Origin of the sequence: Lutibacter sp. (genome assembly GCF_041596795.1) — a bacterium.
GTDB lineage: Bacteria > Bacteroidota > Bacteroidia > Flavobacteriales > Flavobacteriaceae > Lutibacter.
The window spans coordinates 1-19633 of sequence record NZ_JBFHHX010000014.1; the positions used below are offsets into that span (position 1 = coordinate 1).

The following is a 19633-nucleotide window of genomic DNA, read 5'->3' on the forward strand; positions in this document are numbered from 1 at the left end:
GTATTTGATTTTAAAAAATTTCGACGAGCCGGAATATTATAAAATAAATTTTTAACAGCAATTGAAGTTCCGTTAGTTGTAGAAACAGATTCTTGAGAAACTACAGTGCTACCTTCAATTTTAATAGCTGTACCTAATTGTTGATTTTCTTGTTTGGTTTTTAAAACTACATGAGCAATAGCAGCTATAGAAGCTAATGCTTCACCTCTAAAACCTTTGGTGTGTAAATTAAATAAATCTTCGGCTTTTTTTATTTTTGAAGTAGCATGACGTTCAAAACTTAAACGAGCATCTGTGGTGCTCATTCCTTTTCCGTTATCAATTACCTGAATTAATGCTTTTCCAGCATCTTTTATAATTAATTTTATAGATGTAGCATCTGCATCAATCGCGTTTTCTAATAATTCTTTTACAACAGATGCAGGTCGCTGAACAACCTCACCAGCTGCAATTTGATTGGCAACGTGATCTGGTAATAGCTGAATAATATCTGCCATTAAAGTAGTGTATGTAATTCAAAAATATAGGCAACAATTCCTACTAAAATAGCAATAATAATGGCTAATCTTAAATTGGTAGATTTATCTGTAGCGCTTCTTTTATTTTTTACCCAATTATTTTTTAAATTATTTTTGGTTAATCTAATAGTAGAAGACTCCGTATTTTCTCCGTTGTTTTTTTTGTATTTATCTTCTAAATGTTGCAAACGCTCTTTACGCTCGTCATAGTAACGAGGTTTGTAGTTAAAAACATAGTGTTCACGTGGTTTAAATAATTTACCAAACATAAATAAGTAGTTATACAGTATGTAACAAAAATACTGAATTAAAAAATTGCGGTCAAGTTTTTAGAAGAAGTGGAGTGTTAAATCTCTCTTAAAGCAGCCATTTTAATTGCTGCAATAGCACATTCTACACCTTTATTTCCGTGTTTACCTCCAGATCTGTCTAAAGATTGTTGTTTTGTATTATCTGTTAAAACACAAAAAATAGTTGGAATATCATATTTAATATTCAAATCTTTAATACCTTGAGTAACGCCTTCACAAACAAAATCGAAGTGTTTTGTTTCTCCTTGAATAACATTTCCTATGGCTATAACTGCGTCTAATTTTTGAGTTTCAATCATTTTTTTGCAGCCATAAATTAACTCAAAACTTCCAGGCACATCCCATTTTATAATGTTTTTTTCGAGTGCACCATTTTCAAGTAATGCTTCTTTTGCGCCTAAATATAAGTTTTCAGTGATTTCAGGATTCCATTCTGAAACAACAATCCCAAATCGAAAATTTTTCGCATTTGGGATTGTTGTTTTATCGTATATAGATAAATTTGTTGTAGCCATTATTACATCTTATTTTTCTGATGCAAAAGTAGCTTTATTAATATAAATATCAATATTTTTTGCTTCGTCAGAAAGTGGATAATCGGTTTTAATTTGGTTAAAAATTTCTAAAGCTTTACTACTTTTTCCAATTTCTAAAGCTGTGTTTCCAGCTTTAAATAAAAATAAAGGACTTGAGAAATTGTTGTCTTTTAATTCAGCAGCTTTTAAATAATATTCAATAGCATCTTCTGGTTGATTAATATCTGCAAAAGCATCGCCAATAGCACCTTTTGCAATTGGACCTAATAATTCATCATCAGAAGAAAAATCTTCTAAATAATCAATTGCTTCTTTATATTTTTTAAGTTTTAAGTAAGAAATACCAGCGTAATAATTTGCTAAATTTCCAGCTTTTGTACCACTATATTCATCCGCAATATCAACAAAACCAAATTTACCATCAGCACCATTTAAAGCTAATGTAAATAATGAATCTGTAGCAACAGAATTAGCCAAAGCTTCTTCAAAATATGCTTTTGGAAATGCTAATTCGTCAGCAGCTTCCTTTTCTTTTGGTCCGTCAACAAATTTATGGTATGCTAAGTAACCTAATATTCCAACTACAATTGCAGCTAGTGTTATTAATATGGTTTTTTGGTTTTTAATAACCCATTGTTCAGATTTTGAAGCAGTTTCATCTAAAGTGTTAAATACTTCAGCTGTTGTAGATTTCTCATCAATACTTTCTTGAGATTTCTTTGTTTTACTTCCAGTCTTTTTATATGTTGCCATTTTTTATAAAATTTGTAGGCGCAAAAATAGAGTTTTTAATTGGAAAGTAAAAATGCAAATGTGCTTAAATTTTCATTTATTTTCAATAATTTTAAACTTTCAAAAAAAATAGATGCATTTAAAGAAAATTACTTTAGTAAATTTTAAAAACTTCGAATCTCAATCGTTTGATTTTGAGGATAAAATAAATTGTTTTGTGGGTGATAATGGTGTTGGAAAAACAAACGTTTTAGATGCAATTTATTACTTATCTTTTGCAAAAAGTTACTTTAATTCGGTGGCAACACAGAATATTAGACATAATGAAGACTTTTTTATGATTGAAGGTTTGTACAATATTAATGATAAGTTGGAAACTATTGTATGCAGTTTAAAGAAAGGAAATAAAAAAGTAGTGAAAAGAAATGGTAAAATTTATGAAAAATTTTCTGAACATATTGGCTATTTACCATTGGTAATTATTTCGCCAGCCGATAGAGATTTAATTACAGATGGAAGCGATACCAGAAGAAAATTTGTAGACAATGTAATTTCACAATCTGATGCTGGTTATTTGCAAAATTTAATAAAATACACTAAAGTTTTAGCACAACGTAACTCTTTATTAAAGTACTTTGCAGCCAATAGAACTTTTGATGCTTTAAATTTAAATGTGTATAATGAACAACTAGAATCGTACGGAACTATTATTTATGAGAAAAGAAAAGCGTTTTTAGAAGCCTTTATTCCAATTTTTAAAAAACGATATAAAGTAATTTCAAACAGTAAAGAGGAAGTAGATTTGGTGTATAAATCTCAATTAAATGAGTTTAGTTTTAAAGAACTGTTTAAACAAAATGCAGAGAAAGATAGAATGTTACAATTTACAAGTGCTGGAATTCATAAGGACGATTTGGTTTTTGATATTGAAGGATTTCAAATTAAAAAATTTGGATCTCAAGGGCAGCAGAAGTCGTATTTAATTGCCTTAAAATTAGCGCAATTCGATTTTATGAATGCACAAGCAAATGTTAAACCAATTTTATTACTAGATGATATTTTTGATAAATTAGATGATTCTAGAGTATCGCAATTAATTAGTTTGGTAAATAATGATGAATTTGGACAACTTTTTATTAGCGATACCCATAAAGAAAGAACAGAAGAAGTGGTAAAAAAAACAAAACAATCGTATAAAATATTTCAATTATAATGGCTAAAAGGCAAAATGAATTCCATTCGTTGCAAGATTTAATGAAGGATGTAATAAAGGAAAATAATTTAACCAAAGGAATGACTCAAATTTCGGTAAAAGATGCTTGGGATAATTTAATGGGAAGTGGTGTTGTTGCCTATACACAAAGTGTTGAATTACAAAACAAAACACTTATAGTAAAGCTAAAATCATCTGTATTAAGAGAGGAGTTGAGCTACGGTAAAGAAAAGATTGTTAAAATGATGAACGAAGAATTAGGAGAAAACCTTATTTCAAGAATATTATTAACCTAAAAAAAAGCTGTTTAAAAAGTAAGGAGAATCTATAACCTATGCCAATAATTATCGGGATAGAATATCGAAAATTTTACTTTTTAAACAGTTTCTATATGTAAAATAAGGTATATTTTAAAATACTTCTCTTCCGGCAAAATGAAAATTACTTTCAATAAGTGCATTTTCATTACTATCAGATCCGTGAATAGCGTTTTCAGAAATAGAAGTAGCAAACATTTTTCTTATAGTTCCTTCAGCAGCTTCAGCAGGATTTGTTGCGCCAATTAAAGCTCTAAAATCGTCAACAGCATTTTGTTTTTCTAAAATAGCAGCAACTATTGGTCCGCTTGTCATAAATTCTACTAAGTCATTAAAAAAAGATTTTTCTTTATGAATAGCATAAAATGCACGAGCATCAGCTCTTGACAGTCTTACCATTTTCATTGCAATAATTTTAAAGCCAGCAGCTGTAATTTTTTCAATAATTGGCCCAATATTTCCTTTTTCAACGGCATCGGGTTTAATCATTGTAAATGTTCTGTTTGTTATCATTTTAAAATTCTTATGATTTATTTTTTTGACAAATATAAACTTTTATCAATTAATTGCCATGTACTCAGTTACTAATTTGAAAATCAGTAAACTTATAATTTTAGCAATTAGATATTTTTTGAACCTATAAAATAGCGTTAAAAATTGTTTTGCTGCTATTAGGATTGTAAACATTTGCGTATATTCGCAGCCGTATGAAAAGAAGCGAAATAAAGGAATTAAAAGAGTTACTTTCTATCCCTCAGAATGTTGTAATTGTACCACATAGAAACCCTGATGGTGATGCAATGGGCTCAAGTTTGGCAATGTATCATTTTTTAATGCTGAAAGGACATAATGTTACGGTTGTAACACCAAATGATTATCCAGATTTTTTAAAATGGTTACCAGGCTCAAAAGAAGCCTATAAGTTTGATATGCAAAATAGGCAATCTAAAAGTGCAATTGAGAATGCTTCTATTATTTTTCTGTTAGATTTTAATGCATTGCATAGAGTAGGAGATGATATGCAAAATACCTTAGAGCAATTTGAAGGAACATTTGTAATGATTGATCATCATCAACAACCAGATAAAATTGCAAAATATTTATATTCAGATACTGCTATTTGCTCAACTTGCCAAATGGTATACCAATTTATTGATAAATTAGACGATAAAGATTTAATTAATGAAGATATTGCTATTTGTTTGTATACAGGAATTATGACCGATACTGGTTCTTTTAGATTTCCTTCAACAACCAGCAAAACACATAAAATTATTGCCGATTTAATTGATAGAGGTGCGGATAATGCAAAAGCTCATAACAATGTTTACGATACTAATTCTTATGGAAGATTGCAATTGTTAGGACGAGCATTAAGTAATATGGTGGTTATTGAAAAGTTAAAAACCGCCTATATTCATTTATCACAAGCCGATTTAGACGAATTTAAGTATGAAAAGGGAGATACAGAAGGCGTTGTAAATTATGCTTTATCATTAAAAGGAGTTATTTTTGCAGCAATTTTTATTGAAGATGCTGATCAAAAAATTATAAAAATATCCTTGCGGTCTAAAGGAAGTTTTTCTGTAAATCAGTTTGCCAGAAAACATTTTGATGGCGGAGGACACGATAATGCAGCAGGAGGTAAACAAACCTTATCATTAGAAGAAACAATTGCAAAATTTAAAAAAATACTACCAAAATATAAAAAGGAATTATTAAATTCATATGAAGAATAATAGCATACTTGTCTTTATTGGAATTTTACTAATTTCTTGTATAAAACCAATTCCCAGAAACCCAGTAACACAAAACTCAGGCACTTTAATGGAGCAATCTGTTTCATTTAATAAAGCATTAAATGAACAAGAAGAAAATACGTTTTTACAATTAATAAAACATGATTCATTAAATGTGTATGTTTCCTCTCCGTTAGGATTTTGGTATACCTATACTAAAAAAAGTAACAGTACTTATATTCCTAAATTTGGCGATGTTGTAACGTATACATTTGAGGTGTTAGATGTAAACAAAAACGTACTGTATAGTAAAGAAAATACAGGAGTAAAAAGTTACGCAATTGATCAGCAAGAAATAATTGAAGGCTTAAGAGATGGTCTTAAAATTATGAAAGAAGGTGATGAAATTACCTTTTTATTTCCATCACACAAAATGTATGGATACCTTGGCGATCAACATAAAATTGATATTAATCAACCGTTAATATATAGAGTTCAATTAATTAAAATAAATAAAAAAAATGAAAGTAATTAAATTATTAGTTGTTTGTGGTGCTGTTTTATTAGCATCATGTAATGGTAAAGGTGTAACAAATAAACCTTTAAAAACTGAATTAGATTCAGTAAGCTATGCTTTAGGATTAGATATGGGTACTAAAGTAAAAGCAAATTTTTCTGATATAGAAAAAGAATTATTTATTCAAGGATTTCATAATGGTGCAGATTCATTAGATATGAAATTAAATCCTGAAGTAATTAATGTTATTTTAAATAGATTTTTCCAAAAAAGACAAGAAGAAGCAATGAAAAAAGAGCAAGAAGAAGCTGCTAAAAAAATTGAGGCTGAATTTGCTGGAGTAAAAGCTGAAGGTGAAAAATTTATGGAAGCTAACAAATCTGCTGAAGGAGTTCAAACTACAGCTAGTGGTTTACAATACTCTGTAATTAAAGAAGGAGCTGGTGAAAAACCAACTGCAACTTCACAAGTAAAAGTGCATTACCACGGAACATTAACCGATGGAACTGTTTTTGATAGTTCAGTAGAAAGAGGTGAGCCTGCACAATTTGGTGTAAACCAAGTAATAAAAGGTTGGACTGAAGGTTTACAATTAATGACAGTTGGTTCAAAATACAAATTTTTTATACCTCAAGACTTAGCATACGGTGCATTTCCTCGTCAAGGTGGTGCAATTAAACCATTTATGCCTTTAGTTTTTGAAGTTGAGTTATTAGAAATTGTAAAATAACTTTAAATTAGTTAGTTTTATATAAAATCTAAATTAAAGCTGTTATGAGAAAAAATCAGATTTTAATTATACTAATTTCAATCCTATTCATATCATGTAAACCAACCAAATTTACAGATTTGGCAGATGGTTTGTATGCAAAAATGGAAACAAGTAAAGGAGAAATTCTTTTAAAATTAGAATTTGAAAAAACACCTATTACAGTTGCTAATTTTGTTTCTTTAGCTGAAGGAACCAACAAATATGTTTTAGATTCATTAAAAAAGAAACCTTTTTATAATGGATTGGTTTTTCATAGAGTTTTAAACAATTTTATGATTCAGGGTGGCGATCCTTTAGGTAATGGAGTTGGAGATCCGGGCTATAAGTTTTTAGATGAATTTCCAAAAGATTCTATTGGAGATTTACTTTTAAAACATGATAAAGCTGGAATTTTGTCTATGGCAAATTCAGGGCCTGATTCTAATGGTAGTCAGTTTTTTATAACTCATAAAGATACGCCTTGGCTCGATGGTAAACATACCGTTTTTGGAAATGTTATTAAAGGCCAAAATGTAGTTGATTCTATAGTGCAAAATGATACAATTTTTAAAATTGTAATTATAAAAGTAGGAAAAGAAGCAAAGCGATTTAATGCCGCTAAACTATTTTCTGAATTTTATGAGCAGCACGAAAAAGAAGTGAAAGAGAAAGAAGCTCGTATTGAAAAAGTTATAAAAGCTACCCTTGCTAAGTTTGAAATTAATGAAAGCAAGGCAAAAGAACTTCCTTCTGGTTTAAAAGTTGCCATTTTTGAAACAAAGAATGGAGAAAAACCTAAAGTTGGGCAACATGTTGTAGTAAATTATGCTGGTTATTTTACAGATGGAAAATTATTTGATACCAGTTATAAAGATGTTGCAATTGCTTATGAGAGTTTTGATCAAGAACGTGATGACCAAAATGGTTACACGCCATTTTCAACTGTTTACGGACCTAAAGCACGTTTAATAGCTGGCTTTAAAGAAGGTTTGGAAGAATTGAAAGTTGGAGATAAAGCCTTGTTGTTTATTCCGTCTCATTTAGGATATGGAGCACAAGGTGCAGGAGGTGTAATTCCTCCAAATACCGATTTAGTTTTTGAAGTAGAATTGGTAGAAATACAATAAAACTAATTAATAAATAAAAAATAAAAGTAACATCAATGATAAATTCATTAATTGAAAAAGACATTGAATTATTTTTATTCCTAAATAATTTAGGAACAACACAATGGGATAGCTTTTGGCTTATTTTAACAAATAAGTTTTCAGCTATCCCATTATATTTAGTATTACTTTATGTTACTTATAAAAAGTTTGGACTGAAAAAAACAGTGGTTTTAGTATTGTTTATTGCTGTTTTAATTTTGCTATCAGACCAAACTAGTAACTTATTTAAAAATGGTTTTAAACGCTTAAGACCTTGCCATAATAACGATATTTCTAACTTATGTAGGTTGGTAGGTAACCGTTGCGGTGGTTTATATTCTTATTTTTCAGCGCACGCAGCTAACTCTATGGCTATTGCAGTATTTTTTAGTTTAACTTTAAAATTTAAAAATAAGTTAAGTACAATATTCTTAATAATTTGGGCACTTGTAGTTGCTTACAGCAGAATTTATATTGGCGTACATTTTCCACTAGATATTTTAACAGGAATCTTTTTTGGATTACTGTACGGAACGCTGTTTTATAAATTATTTAGTGTCTTTTCAAACAAATTTAGTCTTTAGTATAAATACCTTTATTTAAAGGATTTAAAAATATTAATAAGAAAATTACACTAAAAGAAAGTTCGTAAATTTCCCATTTTCTATTAGAATTCATAAAAACCAACAAAGCTGTGCCAACTAAAAAAGCAATGGTATATTGCCATTTTACAACCGGTACAGCAAACATATTTATTAAGTTTTTTATCCAATCGTATTTTCTATATAAAAAAGGAGTAACTATTAAATACAGTACCAAAATAATAGTTAAAAGTTGACTGAAAATTATTTTGTTTATCTTTTTTCCATCAACCACCATATTATGTAGGTTGGTTTCTTGTTGGGCGTTGTTTTGTAAAAAATATTCTGATGATTCAATGTTAAAAATACGTTGACCCCAAGAAATTTCTTCTCCAGCACCAAAAAAGAAAACAATAGCCATTGCTAATATTCCAACTTTCCAAAGTGTTTTTTTATACTTAAATAGCTTAAAAAAGCGATACAGCAAAAGCATACTTGAAATAAATAAAAATATGGCAGAACCATTTTCTACAAAACCGTCTTCTACAGTGTAAACTTCATCAAAATAAACTAAATCAGTATTAGCAAAATATATTCCTAATCCAAATATGATAATTAAAAATGAATAGGCTATTTTATCTATGGTTGTTAAATTTTTCATTGTGTAAAAGTATTATTTTTTTGATACTATATAAAATTGTCTAATTAATCTTTCTTTTATTTTTGAACCTTCATTTAAATCATAAGTTTCCTTTAATTCTAAATTATAATTAAGTACTAATTGTGATGAAATTTTTTCTATATCATCATTCATTAGTAACAATCCAAATTTAGGTTCGTTTGGTAGTGTAAGTTCTTGGTTTTTGTAAATATCGGGTAAAATTCCATTGTAATCCCATAATAATTCAGGTGTAATTTCTCCAATAGAATACGTTTTAATATTGTTTTCAACTTCAAAAGTATGTAGGCTTTTAATAGATTTAAAATTAGTATTATTATTTAAACTTTTGGAGATAGGTAAACCAAATAATAAAACAGAAACTATAAATGCAACTACTAAATAAAATACATTTTTAAGTTGCTGTTTTTTTAAATATTTAAATATGAAAATAGCAACTAATACGCAACAAATAGTTAAGGCCGTAAAATAGAAAAGATGCTGAAATAAATTAGTTTTTAACATAAAGATTAAGGCAATTGGCATTGCTAATGCTATAAAAGCAATCAATCCGAAATTAAAATACACAGGAATTTTCTCCTTTTTTGATGTGAAATTTGAAAAATTACCAATTATATAATTTATATAAATCCCAATATTTAAGGCTAATGGAATTAAAACAGGCATTAAATATCTTGGTTTTTTTTCTGGAATTAACGATAATAAAATAACAGCTATAATAACCCACCAAAATGTAAATTTATACACTTTTTTATGTGCTACTTTTTTAATTAAGTATGGATATATTAAACTAATAAGTGCTGGTATTGCCCAAATTCCAGATTGGCTAAAAAAGCTCCAATAGTAGTAAAAAGGTTTTACGTTGTAACTTGCCCAATTTCCAGTTTCTTTAGTAGCAATTTCTAAAAATGCCGCAGGATCAGCTAGTCTTACGTAAATAAACCACCAACCACCAATAATTACAAATAATATTAATACAGCAATAAAAGGAACTATTTTAGCTTTAATATTTTTAAACTTAAATATAATTCCATACGATATTAAAAATGGTAAAAACAAAGCAAATAATGAAACCGGACCTTTGCTAAGAATTGATAATCCAATAAAAAAAGCTGCTAATACAGTATGTTTCCAAATGGGTTTATGTTCTTCAAATAATTGAAATAAATAATAAATTCCTGCCAACATAAATCCGTGCGCATAAATATCCCAAGGTGCTTCATTTATAATAGCAAATACATAAAAAGATGTAATTAAAATTAAAGCATTTATAAAACTATGTTGTTTGGTTAAATTTAATTTTAAAGAAAAAAGGTATAAAAATATTCCTAAAAAAAGCACCATTAAAGCAGCAGGAAGTCGCAATGCAAAAACGTTGCTAATTCCAAAAATTAAACCTGATACAGCACTAAACCAAGTTGGCAATGGAGGTTTTTGATACCGCGCTTCACCATTCATAGTTGTTAATAACCAATTATTTTCCTGAACCATTTCTCTTGCGGTAATAAAATTACGAGCTTCCATAATGGTAACGCTAGGGACATTTAAATGTATTAAAAGCATTAAAACCAATACAATGGATAATGTTAAAATTGGATATTTTTCAAAAGTGTTTAGCATTTTTAAACTAAAATAATAAGCATTAAAACTAGAAATTATTTTTCATATAGATAAATAGAATTTTTATAATTTTCATCTAATTTTTTAAAAGAATTTAATAGCGCTGAATTCTTTTTTTTCAATCGTTTTTTTGAAATAATTAATAAAAATGAATTCTCAGATTTAATTTTATGTTGTAAATCCAGTTCATCTTTTATAATTAGCACTGTACCCTTTGAATAGAACTGACTTGAATAACTTTTAACTTCCCAACAAAATACAGGTAAGTTTTTAGCAGCAGTGGTTTCAATTAAATACTTATCAGAATTTATAAAGTAATCTTTTTTGCTTGTAAATTGCATTCCTAAAAATAGAATTAAAGCCACTATTGGAAAAATTAAACTGATATAAATTAGTCTTTTTTCATGTTTAAATTCGTTCCACCAATACGTTATTAATAAAGCTATTGGAACCATTACAGGCATAATGTATGGATGAATTAAACTTTTTGAAATGGTAAAAAATCCTGGAGTCCATAGTAACCATAAAAGTAAAAACAACGCCCATTTATCTTTTAAAAGAGTTCGTTTTTTTTGCCATATTTTTTGAATCACAAACAAAATCCAAGGAAGCGCAAAGGCAATTAAAAATACCCAAATCATTCCTAACGGTTGTGATTTTGGAAAACCATATTTATCGCCTTGCCAACTAGCATCAAAAAAACGTTTAAAATGCTCACCTACAATAAAATAATCAATAAAACCAGGTGTTTTTTGTTCTGCCAAATAATACCAAGGAAAAGCAATTAAAGCAAATAAAAGAATTCCTAACAACCAATTAAAGTTTTTCCAAACCGATTTATATTCCTTAAAAAAGACCATCCAAACAAAAATTGGAGGAGCTGTAAGTATAAAAATAATAGGACCTTTAGCCAGCATTCCTAATCCCAAACCAATAAAAAACAGGTATTTCCATAAATGGTTATCTTTTGTTTTTACAGCTTCCCAAAAAGAAATCATTACTAAAGTAACGCAAAAAGCCAGTGCAGTATCTGTTGATACAACTCCCGTATGAATTAAAAATTCTGGAATGGTGAGTAAAACAAAAGCAGGTAAAAAGAAGTCTAATTTCTTTTCTTTAGCGTATCTGCCAATTAATAAAAGCACTAAAATATTCAATAATAAATAAGGGAAACGTACTGCAAATTCATTTTCACCAAACACTTTTATACTTAATGCAGAAAACCATGTAGATAATGGAGGTTTTGCCCAAAACGGAACGCCATAATCTATTTGAGGTGTTGTAAAATCGTTGGTTTCTGCCATAATTCTGGCAATTTCAGCATACCGAGCTTCTGTTTTATCCATTAAAGGAATGGCAAAATTTAAAACAGCTCTAAACAATAAAAGCGCGATAACTAATAAGGCAAAAGGAGATATTTTTTTCGATAAAATAGTCATAACTAATTGTTTTTGTATGTTTTACCTATTTTTAGTAAATCTAGCCAAAGTTTAAAAAAGTATGTTATATGAACTTTTGATTCCCCAACATCAACCCATTTTTTTAGCGGAATTTCCTTACAAATAGTGGGCATTTTGTGGGTGCCATAAATTGCTGATATTCTATGGAATATTTCCACATCAAATAACCATTTCGAAATAAAATTATCTTTAAAAATTTCTTTTGCTAAATTATTTGTAAAAATTTTACAACCACATTGTGTATCGTAAACAGGAAGCTTTAATTGATGGGAAATTGCAGTGGCAATAATTCTACCAATTAAAAATCGATATAGTTTTCTATCAATATAATTGTCAATTTTGGAAATTCTTGATCCAAAAGCAAAAACAATCTCAGAATTTATTTCCGAACTAATTTCAACACATTCTTCTAAAGAAGTTGCCAAGTCTGCATCTATATAAGCAATTTTGTTTTGTTTAATTTTTTGAGTACAAAACAAAACTCCCGTTTTTACTGCAGCTGCTTTTCCTTCATTTTTTACGGCTGATACAACTTCAACAGAATTTGGAAATTTGTGTTTAATAGTATTTAAAACTTCAAGTGTGTTATCTTTAGAACCATCATCAACAAAGCAAATTAATGTATCTTTTTGGTTGTCTAGAAATTCAATAAAACTGCTGGTATCTAAGCGTTTACCTTCGTTATAACAAGGAATTACAATAGACAGATTAAAGAGTTGGTTCATTAATAATGCATTTATTTAATAGTTTTTATAAAAAGTAAACATACAAACTTAAAATGGAGTAATGAAATAAATACAAAAGGTTGATTTATTAGATACATTATTTAACTTCATTTTTGGAGATTATAATATTTCTAAAATAAATAATTGTACCCATTAAATGGCCAACCAATAAAACAGGATCTTTTCTTAATATGGCATAAATTAAAATTAAAATAGAACCAATTAAACTTAAAATCCAAAATCCTATTGGTAAAATAGATTGTTTATTTTTTTCTGAATATATCCATTGATAAATAAATCGAAGTGTAAAAATAACTTGACCTATAATTCCTAAAATAAGTAACCAAGTAGGAATGGCTTCATTTTTAAGTAATTTATCTACATCATAACTGTTATTATTGTAAGAATAAATAACAATTAAAACTGGAAATATCCATAAAAACCACCTTCCAATTTTAGGTGTTTTTTGCCATTGGCCCTGCAATTGTAAATTACGTATATAAATAAAATAAGTAAGCGCTTGCCCAAGCATAATGGCAAAATCTTCACGTAAATATCCATAAACAAATAATAAAAACGATGCTAGTAAACTTAGCCACCAAAACAGGGCAGGAGTAAGTACTTTTTTACTTTTTTCCGATAAAATCCATTGTAAAACTAATCTGCCAGAAAATAAAAGTTGGGCAATAAAACCAATGCCAAAAATAATCCAATTACTCATTAACTTTTTTTCTCAATGGCATAATTAATGTATTTCTTTTTCATCCAAACGTACGCAAAACAATCTAATAATGGACCTAATAAACGGTTCCATAAACCATATTTTGCTACACCTGCAATTCTTGGAAAATGTTGTACAGGAATTTGTTTTATTCTACCATTTTGCAATAAAATCATAGCAGGTAAAAAGCGGTGCAATCCTTTAAACATTGGAATGTTTTTAGCGTTTTCAGTTCTTATAACCTTTAACGGACATCCGGTATCATCCATTCCATCGTGTGTAAAAGCACGTCTAATTCCGTTTGCAATGGTAGACGACATATTTTTTACAAAAGAATCTTTTCTGTTTGCTCTAACTCCAGTAACTAATTCATAGTTACCAATTTCAGCTAATAATAAATTAAAATCTTCAGGAGCTGTTTGCAAATCAGAATCTATATATCCAACTAATTCGGTATCCGTATTTTTAAAACCGGCTGCAATAGCTGCACTTAACCCACAGTTTTTTTGAAATTGAATAAAAGAAAAATCTGGATTATTTTTACAAATCTCATCTATTAATAATTGACTTTTATCAATACTACCATCATTTACAAATAAAATTTTGGTTTTTTTGGTAGCAATTTTTATATAATCGCTTAATTCTTTTTCAACGCGTTTTAAATTATCTTCTTCATTGAAGACGGGTACTATAATTGTAAATTCGTAATTCATGAGGTGCAAAATAATTTTTTGACTTTAAAAAAGTTCAAAATTTTTGTAAAATTAGAATAATTATTTTGATAAACACATTTACATAAAAAAGAATGCTTTTAAATGCTAATTTTAAGGAATATTTAATACTTTTTTACGTTAAAAGTATCGCTCTTTGTATTTAGAAAAAAGCATTGAAGTATAAATTTTTCTATTTGGCATTTGTTAGTATCTTTACCACTTTAAAATCAAGAAAATTTTAATGGAATTATTTAAATCAAATCAGTTAAAAGTATACAACTCTTTAAGTAAAACTAAAGAAGTATTTAAACCTATTGTTGAAGGAAATGTGGGAATGTATGTTTGCGGACCAACAGTATATAGTAATGTGCATTTAGGAAATGTAAGAACCTTTATGTCTTTCGATTTAATTTTTCGTTATTTTAAACATTTAGGTTATAAAGTTCGTTATGTTCGTAATATAACAGATGCTGGACATTTAGAAAATGATGCAGATGCAGGCGAAGATAGAATTGCTAAAAAAGCACGTTTAGAGCAAATTGAACCAATGGAAGTGGTACAGCGCTATACAGTTGATTTTCATAACACGCTACAGAAAATAAACAATTTACCGCCAAGTATAGAGCCTACAGCAACTGGTCATATTGTTGAACAAATTGAAATTATTAAAGATATTTTAGCTAAAGGTTTCGCTTACGAAGTAAATGGATCGGTTTATTTTGATGTGTTAAAATACAATAAAACAGAACACTACGGAATACTTTCTGGTAGAAATATTGAAGATTCTATTCATAACACACGTGAATTAGACGGGCAAAGTGATAAAAAGAATCCACAAGATTTTGCACTTTGGAAAAAAGCAGAACCACAACATATTATGCGTTGGCCTTCACCTTGGAGCGATGGTTTTCCGGGTTGGCATTTAGAATGTACTGCAATGAGTACCAAATATTTAGGAGAAACTTTTGATATTCACGGAGGTGGAATGGATTTAAAATTTCCGCATCACGAATGTGAAATTGCTCAATCTAAAGTAAAAAACAATGTAAAGCCTGTAAATTATTGGTTACACGCCAATATGTTAATTTTGAACGGAATGAAAATGGCAAAATCTACAGGAAATTATATTTTACCTAATGAAATTTTTACAGGTGAAAATAAAATTTTACCTAAAGCTTTTTCGCCAAGTGCTACACGTTTTTTTATGTTGCAGGCTCATTACCGTAGTATTTTAGATTTTACAAGTGCTGGAATTGAAGCTTCGGAAAAAGGCTATTTAAAATTGATGGAAGCTGTAAATAGTTTAACTAAAATAGAAACTTCTAAAACATCTTCAATTGATATAAAAGCTTGGAAACAAAAATGTTACGATGCAATGAATGACGATTTTAACAGTCCTATTTTAATTGCAAATCTTTTTGAAGCTGTAAAATACGTAAATTTATTATTAGAGAAAAAGGAAACAATTTCTGCTGAAGATTTAGAAGAGTTGAAAGCCTCAATTAATGCTTTTGTTTTTGATGTTTTAGGACTAAAAAATGAAATTCAACAAGATAGCTCTAATAAATTATCTGGTGTAGTTGAGTTATTAATTGAAATGAGAAAAGATGCAAGAGACAATAAAGATTGGGCTCTATCCGATAAAATTAGAGACGAACTTGCTGCGCTTGGAATTCAATTAAAAGATGGAAAAGAAGGAACTACATTTTCTGTAAATTAATTTGAAAAGTTTTACAAAAATAGTCGCACTTCCATTTATTTGGTTGGTAAGGTTTTACCAAGCAGCAATATCTCCATATACACCATCTAGTTGCAGATATTCTCCAACGTGTTCTAGTTATACTTTAGAAGCGTTACAGAAACATGGCTTATTTAAAGGTGGTTGGCTAGCTTTAAAGCGTATTGGAAGTTGTCATCCTTGGGGAGGAAGTGGCTATGATCCTGTTCCTGATAAAATTGATAAAAAAAGTAACAAATAGTAAAATAGATAGACTAATATTACAGCTTAAATAATATAAAATGATACTACTTCAAATAGATTGGAATCCAGAACCAGAAATTTTTAAAATTGGATTTTTTGCATTACGCTATTATAGTTTAATGTTTGTAATAGCCTTTATGTTGGGATTACATTTAATGAAGAAAATTTTTATAAATGATAATGTTCCTATTGAAAAATTAGATTCATTATTTATTTATGTGGTAATAGCTACATTAGTAGGAGCAAGAATTGGTCATTTTTTATTTTATGATCCAGAGTTTTTATTTAAAAAACCGTTAGAAGTAATTTTACCTTTTCGTTTTTCACCAAAATTTGAATTTACAGGGTTTGCTGGTTTAGCAAGTCATGGTGCTGCTGTTGGTATTATTACAGCTTTGTATTTTTATAGCAAAAAAGTTTTAAAAGAACCGCTGTTATTTATATTAGATAGGGTTGCAATACCAGTTGCAATTGCTGGAGTTTTTATTAGATTAGGAAATTTAATGAATTCTGAAATTATTGGAAAACCAACAAATTCTGATTATGGGTTTGTTTTTAGAAAACTAGGAGAAGATTTTCCTCGTCACCCTGCACAATTATATGAAGCATTCTGTTACTTAATTATTTTTGGAATCTTGTTATTTGTATATTGGAAAACAGATAAAAAACAAAAATTAGGATACATTTTCGGATTGTTTTTTGCCCTACTTTGGTCTGCCAGATTTTTGGTGGAATTCTTTAAAGAAAAACAAGTTGAAGGTGGTGAAAACTGGATTTTAGGTTTAAATACTGGTCAAATGCTTAGTATTCCACTAATTTTAATTGGACTTTATTTTATGTTACGAAAAAATAAAGAAACTGTTTAAAAACACACTTATTTTAGAACTAAATATACAAAATAAAAAAACGCTCATTTGAGCGTTTTTTTTTATTTAATAATTATCCTTTAATTTGATTTCGTTTAAATTCATCAAATTTACTTTCAGTTTGTTTTGGCCAACTGTTGTTACTGGTATCAACATCTGCTGTTTCTTCGTCTGGATCCACAGTAATTTTAGTTATTACTTTACTAGATGGAAATACTTTGGTTACTTCAGCATCATTTTTTCTCCAAATTTCTGCAGGATATTGCTTGCGTTCTTTTGTGCCATCTTCATATTCAAATTCAACAATAATTGGCATTACCAAACCGCCTGGTTTATCAAAAGTTAGTTCGTAAAAGAATTTTGGAGATTTTAAGGTTGCTTTTTCTTCTGATGAAAAATTAGCTTCTAAATAATCATTTAAAATATTGTAGTCTTCAGGTTTTTTACCTTTTAATTCTTCAGAAAATTCGTTGCTTTCTTCGGAAACTAAATATAAGGAAGGAGGCAATTCATCTACGGATATTCCATATCTTTTGGCTAAATTTTCTGCTTGTTTTGTAGGTTTATCGGTAATATGATATTTTTTTACATCTTTAATGCCAATATCATTATTATCGGTAGTATAAAACCAACCTCTCCAAAACCAATCTAAATCCATTGCAGAAGCATCTTCCATTGATCTGAAGAAATCTGCAGGTGTTGGATGTTTAAATTTCCAACGATTTGCATAGGTTTTAAATGCAAAATCAAATAATTCTGGTCCCATAATAGTATGGCGAAGCATCCATAACCCAGCTGCTGGTTTTGCGTATGCATTATTACCAAATTCATATAAATCTTCTCCTTCTGCCATAATTGGTGATAATTGAGATTGGTCGCCTTTCATATAAGCAACAATAGTTTTTGGTAAACCTCTATTTAATGGATAGTTTTCTTCGTACTCTTGTTGCGCTAACATTTGAACAAATGAGTTTAATCCTTCATCCATCCAAGTCCATTTACGCTCATCAGAATTAATAATCATAGGGAAAAAGTTATGACCAACTTCGTGAATTGTAACACCAATCATTCTGTATTTTGTACGATCATCATACGTTCCATCAGCATTTGGTCTTCCTGGATTAAAGCAAATTTGTGGATATTCCATTCCCATTTGCCCATCAACAGAAATTGCTTTGTGGTAAGGATAATCAAAAGTGTGTTTAGAGTACGTTTTTAACGTTTGCGCTGTTGCTCTGGTTGAGTGATCTCCGTACAAGGGATTTGCTTCTTTTGAATAATAGGAGTAAGCCATTACGGTTCGGCCATTAATATCAACTGCCATTGCATCCCAAATAAATTTACGCGATGATGCAAATGCATAATCACGGACGTTTTCTGCATAAAATTTCCAAGTTTTTGTTTCTTTTGATTTTGTTTTTTCAATTTCAGTTGCTTCTTCTTGGGTTACAATTAAAACTGGGTTGTCAAAAGTTTTTCTAGCCAATGCTAAACGTTTTTGTTGTGTTTTGGTGAGTACTTCACTTTCATTTTTTAATACGCCTGTAGCACCTAACATATGATCTTTTGGAGTAGTAATATTTACTTCGTAATTTCCAAATTCTAAGGCAAACTCACTTCGGCCATAAAATTGTTTGTTTTGCCAACCTTCAACATTATTATATACACATAACCTTGGAAAAAACTGAGCAATTACATAACTGTTATTTCCGTCTGCCGGAAAGTGCTCAAAACCAGATCTTCCACCTTGAGTAATGTGATTATTAATATTATACCACCATTTTATTTTAAATGTAAATAAACTTCCTGGCGCTAAAGGTTTATCTAAATTTAAACGCATCATAGTTTCATTAATAAGGTAATTAGCATTACTACCGTCACTATTTTTTACGTATTCAATTTTAAAACCACCATCAAAAGGTTGTTCCATATATTTTTTTGAAAACTGTTCAGGATTGTATAGCGTTCCAATTTTTTCATTTCTTAAATCGGGAGTTTTGGAGTCTGGAGCTCTCATATTTTGATCTAATTGAATCCATAAATATTCTAAATGATCTTTAGAATTATTATGGTAAGTAATAATTTCTTCGCCATAAATTCGCTGTTTTTCATCATCTAAAATAATATCCATTTTATAATCCACTTGTTGTTGTGAATATTCATAACCTGGAGCACCAGAAGCTGTATGTACAGAATTTGGCGTAGGTAATTCTTCATCTAGTTGTTTAAACTTACTAATATTATAATGTCCTTTTTTTACAGTTTCTTGAGCGGTTACTGCATTTAAACTAATAAAGAGTAGTAGAATAATAGAAATGAATTTTTTCATAAATGGGAATTATTATTTTTTATTGTTGTGAAATTGTTGAAGCATAAAATTAGTTTGTCTGAAAAATAATTGAAATTATTGATACTTATCTTAATTCAGTATCTCAATAATATGAATAATTTAATACTATTAGAACCTGAAATTAATTTAGGTTAACGAAAATTTCACTTAGACTT

The 19633-nt window shown here is 28.9% G+C and carries 22 protein-coding genes; 10 read left to right on the forward strand and 12 right to left on the reverse strand.

The genetic code is table 11. The annotated features are described in order from the left end of the window. From mutL to ABY298_RS03110, 4 genes are all read right to left on the reverse strand, one after another. Window positions 1–497 (reverse strand): DNA mismatch repair endonuclease MutL (mutL, locus tag ABY298_RS03095; RefSeq protein WP_372744538.1); only part of this gene is annotated, 497 nt, incomplete at its 3' end. Further along, window positions 497–787, reverse strand: coding sequence for a hypothetical protein (locus ABY298_RS03100; RefSeq protein WP_372744539.1), 291 nt, complete (start codon window positions 785–787; stop codon window positions 497–499). The genes ABY298_RS03100 and mutL, both read right to left, overlap by 1 nt. A gap of 77 nt (window positions 788–864) precedes the next feature. Then, window positions 865–1344: a 6,7-dimethyl-8-ribityllumazine synthase gene (gene ribH / locus ABY298_RS03105; protein WP_372744540.1), complete on the reverse strand. Its 480-nt coding sequence runs from the start codon at window positions 1342–1344 to the stop codon at window positions 865–867. A gap of 9 nt (window positions 1345–1353) precedes the next feature. After that, entirely contained in the window at window positions 1354–2118 is a 765-nt protein-coding gene (locus tag ABY298_RS03110; RefSeq protein WP_372744541.1) for a tol-pal system YbgF family protein, read from the reverse strand. Window positions 2119–2230: 112 nt separating this feature from the next. Here ABY298_RS03110 and ABY298_RS03115 point away from each other — a divergent pair, with 112 nt between their 5' ends. Then, the gene (locus tag ABY298_RS03115) at window positions 2231–3310 is read left to right on the forward strand and encodes a DNA replication/repair protein RecF (RefSeq protein WP_372744542.1); all 1080 of its coding nucleotides are present in this window, start codon (window positions 2231–2233) and stop codon (window positions 3308–3310) included. Then, complete coding sequence (locus ABY298_RS03120; protein ID WP_372744543.1) at window positions 3310–3606, forward strand: DUF721 domain-containing protein; 297 nt, start codon at window positions 3310–3312, stop codon at window positions 3604–3606. The genes ABY298_RS03115 and ABY298_RS03120 overlap by 1 nt, the downstream gene beginning before the upstream one ends. A gap of 114 nt (window positions 3607–3720) precedes the next feature. On the opposite strand, the gene ABY298_RS03125 is transcribed toward ABY298_RS03120, so the two are convergent. Next, window positions 3721–4140: a nucleoside-diphosphate kinase gene (locus tag ABY298_RS03125; RefSeq protein ID WP_372744544.1), complete on the reverse strand. Its 420-nt coding sequence runs from the start codon at window positions 4138–4140 to the stop codon at window positions 3721–3723. 194 nt (window positions 4141–4334) lie between these two features. Here ABY298_RS03125 and ABY298_RS03130 point away from each other — a divergent pair, with 194 nt between their 5' ends. Genes ABY298_RS03130 through ABY298_RS03150 form a run of 5 tightly spaced genes read left to right on the forward strand, consistent with a single transcriptional unit; the run spans window position 4335 to window position 8366 of the window. Then, window positions 4335–5366: a bifunctional oligoribonuclease/PAP phosphatase NrnA gene (locus tag ABY298_RS03130; RefSeq protein ID WP_372744545.1), complete on the forward strand. Its 1032-nt coding sequence runs from the start codon at window positions 4335–4337 to the stop codon at window positions 5364–5366. Beyond that, the gene (gldI, locus tag ABY298_RS03135; protein WP_372744546.1) at window positions 5356–5901 is read left to right on the forward strand and encodes a gliding motility-associated peptidyl-prolyl isomerase GldI; all 546 of its coding nucleotides are present in this window, start codon (window positions 5356–5358) and stop codon (window positions 5899–5901) included. Before ABY298_RS03130 ends, gldI begins: the two co-directional genes overlap by 11 nt. After that, complete coding sequence (locus ABY298_RS03140) at window positions 5888–6613, forward strand: FKBP-type peptidyl-prolyl cis-trans isomerase (protein ID WP_372744547.1); 726 nt, start codon at window positions 5888–5890, stop codon at window positions 6611–6613. The genes gldI and ABY298_RS03140 overlap by 14 nt, the downstream gene beginning before the upstream one ends. A gap of 44 nt (window positions 6614–6657) precedes the next feature. Further along, window positions 6658–7761: a peptidylprolyl isomerase gene (locus tag ABY298_RS03145; RefSeq protein ID WP_372744548.1), complete on the forward strand. Its 1104-nt coding sequence runs from the start codon at window positions 6658–6660 to the stop codon at window positions 7759–7761. Window positions 7762–7796: 35 nt separating this feature from the next. Beyond that, a complete protein-coding gene (locus ABY298_RS03150) occupies window positions 7797–8366 on the forward strand; it encodes a phosphatase PAP2 family protein (RefSeq protein ID WP_372744549.1) in 570 nt (189 codons plus the stop codon). Here the strand turns inward: ABY298_RS03150 and ABY298_RS03155 are convergent. The 6 genes from ABY298_RS03155 to ABY298_RS03180 all read right to left on the reverse strand — a co-directional run bounded on the left by ABY298_RS03155 (window position 8356) and on the right by ABY298_RS03180 (window position 14281). Continuing rightward, on the reverse strand, window positions 8356–9024 hold the full coding sequence (locus ABY298_RS03155; protein ID WP_372744550.1) for a hypothetical protein: 669 nt from the start codon (window positions 9022–9024) through the stop codon (window positions 8356–8358). The two genes, ABY298_RS03150 and ABY298_RS03155, sit on opposite strands and share 11 nt — an antisense overlap. Before the next feature lie 12 nt (window positions 9025–9036). Beyond that, on the reverse strand, window positions 9037–10662 hold the full coding sequence (locus ABY298_RS03160) for an ArnT family glycosyltransferase (RefSeq protein WP_372744551.1): 1626 nt from the start codon (window positions 10660–10662) through the stop codon (window positions 9037–9039). A 35-nt stretch (window positions 10663–10697) separates the two neighbouring features. Then, window positions 10698–12101, reverse strand: a complete 1404-nt coding sequence (locus ABY298_RS03165) for an ArnT family glycosyltransferase (protein WP_372744552.1) — start codon at window positions 12099–12101, stop codon at window positions 10698–10700. A gap of 2 nt (window positions 12102–12103) precedes the next feature. After that, window positions 12104–12847 (reverse strand): glycosyltransferase, encoded by a 744-nt coding sequence (locus ABY298_RS03170; RefSeq protein WP_372744553.1) that lies wholly within the window; start codon window positions 12845–12847, stop codon window positions 12104–12106. A gap of 97 nt (window positions 12848–12944) precedes the next feature. Further along, complete coding sequence (locus ABY298_RS03175; RefSeq protein WP_372744554.1) at window positions 12945–13568, reverse strand: lipid-A-disaccharide synthase N-terminal domain-containing protein; 624 nt, start codon at window positions 13566–13568, stop codon at window positions 12945–12947. After that, window positions 13568–14281 carry a glycosyltransferase gene (locus ABY298_RS03180; protein ID WP_372744555.1) on the reverse strand — a complete coding sequence of 238 codons (714 nt, stop codon included), beginning with the start codon at window positions 14279–14281 and terminating at the stop codon, window positions 13568–13570. Before ABY298_RS03180 ends, ABY298_RS03175 begins: the two co-directional genes overlap by 1 nt. Window positions 14282–14522: 241 nt before the next feature. On the opposite strand from ABY298_RS03180, the gene cysS reads away from it, so the two are divergent. From cysS to lgt, 3 genes are read left to right on the forward strand one after another with little or no spacing between them, the layout of a single operon-like run. Next, complete coding sequence (gene cysS, locus ABY298_RS03185) at window positions 14523–16001, forward strand: cysteine--tRNA ligase (protein WP_372744556.1); 1479 nt, start codon at window positions 14523–14525, stop codon at window positions 15999–16001. A gap of 1 nt (window position 16002) precedes the next feature. Beyond that, a complete protein-coding gene (gene yidD, locus ABY298_RS03190) occupies window positions 16003–16260 on the forward strand; it encodes a membrane protein insertion efficiency factor YidD (protein WP_372744557.1) in 258 nt (85 codons plus the stop codon). A gap of 40 nt (window positions 16261–16300) precedes the next feature. After that, window positions 16301–17128 carry a prolipoprotein diacylglyceryl transferase gene (gene lgt / locus ABY298_RS03195; RefSeq protein ID WP_372744558.1) on the forward strand — a complete coding sequence of 276 codons (828 nt, stop codon included), beginning with the start codon at window positions 16301–16303 and terminating at the stop codon, window positions 17126–17128. Window positions 17129–17201: 73 nt separating this feature from the next. On the opposite strand, the gene ABY298_RS03200 is transcribed toward lgt, so the two are convergent. After that, on the reverse strand, window positions 17202–19457 hold the full coding sequence (locus tag ABY298_RS03200; RefSeq protein WP_372744559.1) for a M1 family metallopeptidase: 2256 nt from the start codon (window positions 19455–19457) through the stop codon (window positions 17202–17204). Window positions 19458–19633 lie beyond the last annotated feature (176 nt).

Bases quoted from the DNA above. Each gene is read 5' to 3' on its own strand.
- ABY298_RS03200 (WP_372744559.1), bottom strand. From the start codon at position 19,457: ATGAAAAAATTCATTTCTATTATTCTACTACTCTTTATTAGTTTAAAT.
- ABY298_RS03125 (WP_372744544.1), bottom strand. From the start codon at position 4,140: ATGATAACAAACAGAACATTTACAATGATTAAACCCGATGCCGTTGAA.
- ABY298_RS03150 (WP_372744549.1), top strand. From the start codon at position 7,797: ATGATAAATTCATTAATTGAAAAAGACATTGAATTATTTTTATTCCTA.
- ABY298_RS03140 (WP_372744547.1), top strand. From the start codon at position 5,888: ATGAAAGTAATTAAATTATTAGTTGTTTGTGGTGCTGTTTTATTAGCA.
- ABY298_RS03110 (WP_372744541.1), bottom strand. From the start codon at position 2,118: ATGGCAACATATAAAAAGACTGGAAGTAAAACAAAGAAATCTCAAGAA.
- cysS (WP_372744556.1), top strand. From the start codon at position 14,523: ATGGAATTATTTAAATCAAATCAGTTAAAAGTATACAACTCTTTAAGT.
- ABY298_RS03175 (WP_372744554.1), bottom strand. From the start codon at position 13,568: ATGAGTAATTGGATTATTTTTGGCATTGGTTTTATTGCCCAACTTTTA.
- ABY298_RS03180 (WP_372744555.1), bottom strand. From the start codon at position 14,281: ATGAATTACGAATTTACAATTATAGTACCCGTCTTCAATGAAGAAGAT.
- ABY298_RS03160 (WP_372744551.1), bottom strand. From the start codon at position 10,662: ATGCTAAACACTTTTGAAAAATATCCAATTTTAACATTATCCATTGTA.
- ABY298_RS03130 (WP_372744545.1), top strand. From the start codon at position 4,335: ATGAAAAGAAGCGAAATAAAGGAATTAAAAGAGTTACTTTCTATCCCT.
- ABY298_RS03120 (WP_372744543.1), top strand. From the start codon at position 3,310: ATGGCTAAAAGGCAAAATGAATTCCATTCGTTGCAAGATTTAATGAAG.
- lgt (WP_372744558.1), top strand. From the start codon at position 16,301: ATGATACTACTTCAAATAGATTGGAATCCAGAACCAGAAATTTTTAAA.
- ABY298_RS03145 (WP_372744548.1), top strand. From the start codon at position 6,658: ATGAGAAAAAATCAGATTTTAATTATACTAATTTCAATCCTATTCATA.
- gldI (WP_372744546.1), top strand. From the start codon at position 5,356: ATGAAGAATAATAGCATACTTGTCTTTATTGGAATTTTACTAATTTCT.
- ABY298_RS03155 (WP_372744550.1), bottom strand. From the start codon at position 9,024: ATGAAAAATTTAACAACCATAGATAAAATAGCCTATTCATTTTTAATT.
- ABY298_RS03165 (WP_372744552.1), bottom strand. From the start codon at position 12,101: ATGACTATTTTATCGAAAAAAATATCTCCTTTTGCCTTATTAGTTATC.
- ABY298_RS03100 (WP_372744539.1), bottom strand. From the start codon at position 787: ATGTTTGGTAAATTATTTAAACCACGTGAACACTATGTTTTTAACTAC.
- ribH (WP_372744540.1), bottom strand. From the start codon at position 1,344: ATGGCTACAACAAATTTATCTATATACGATAAAACAACAATCCCAAAT.
- ABY298_RS03115 (WP_372744542.1), top strand. From the start codon at position 2,231: ATGCATTTAAAGAAAATTACTTTAGTAAATTTTAAAAACTTCGAATCT.
- ABY298_RS03170 (WP_372744553.1), bottom strand. From the start codon at position 12,847: ATGAACCAACTCTTTAATCTGTCTATTGTAATTCCTTGTTATAACGAA.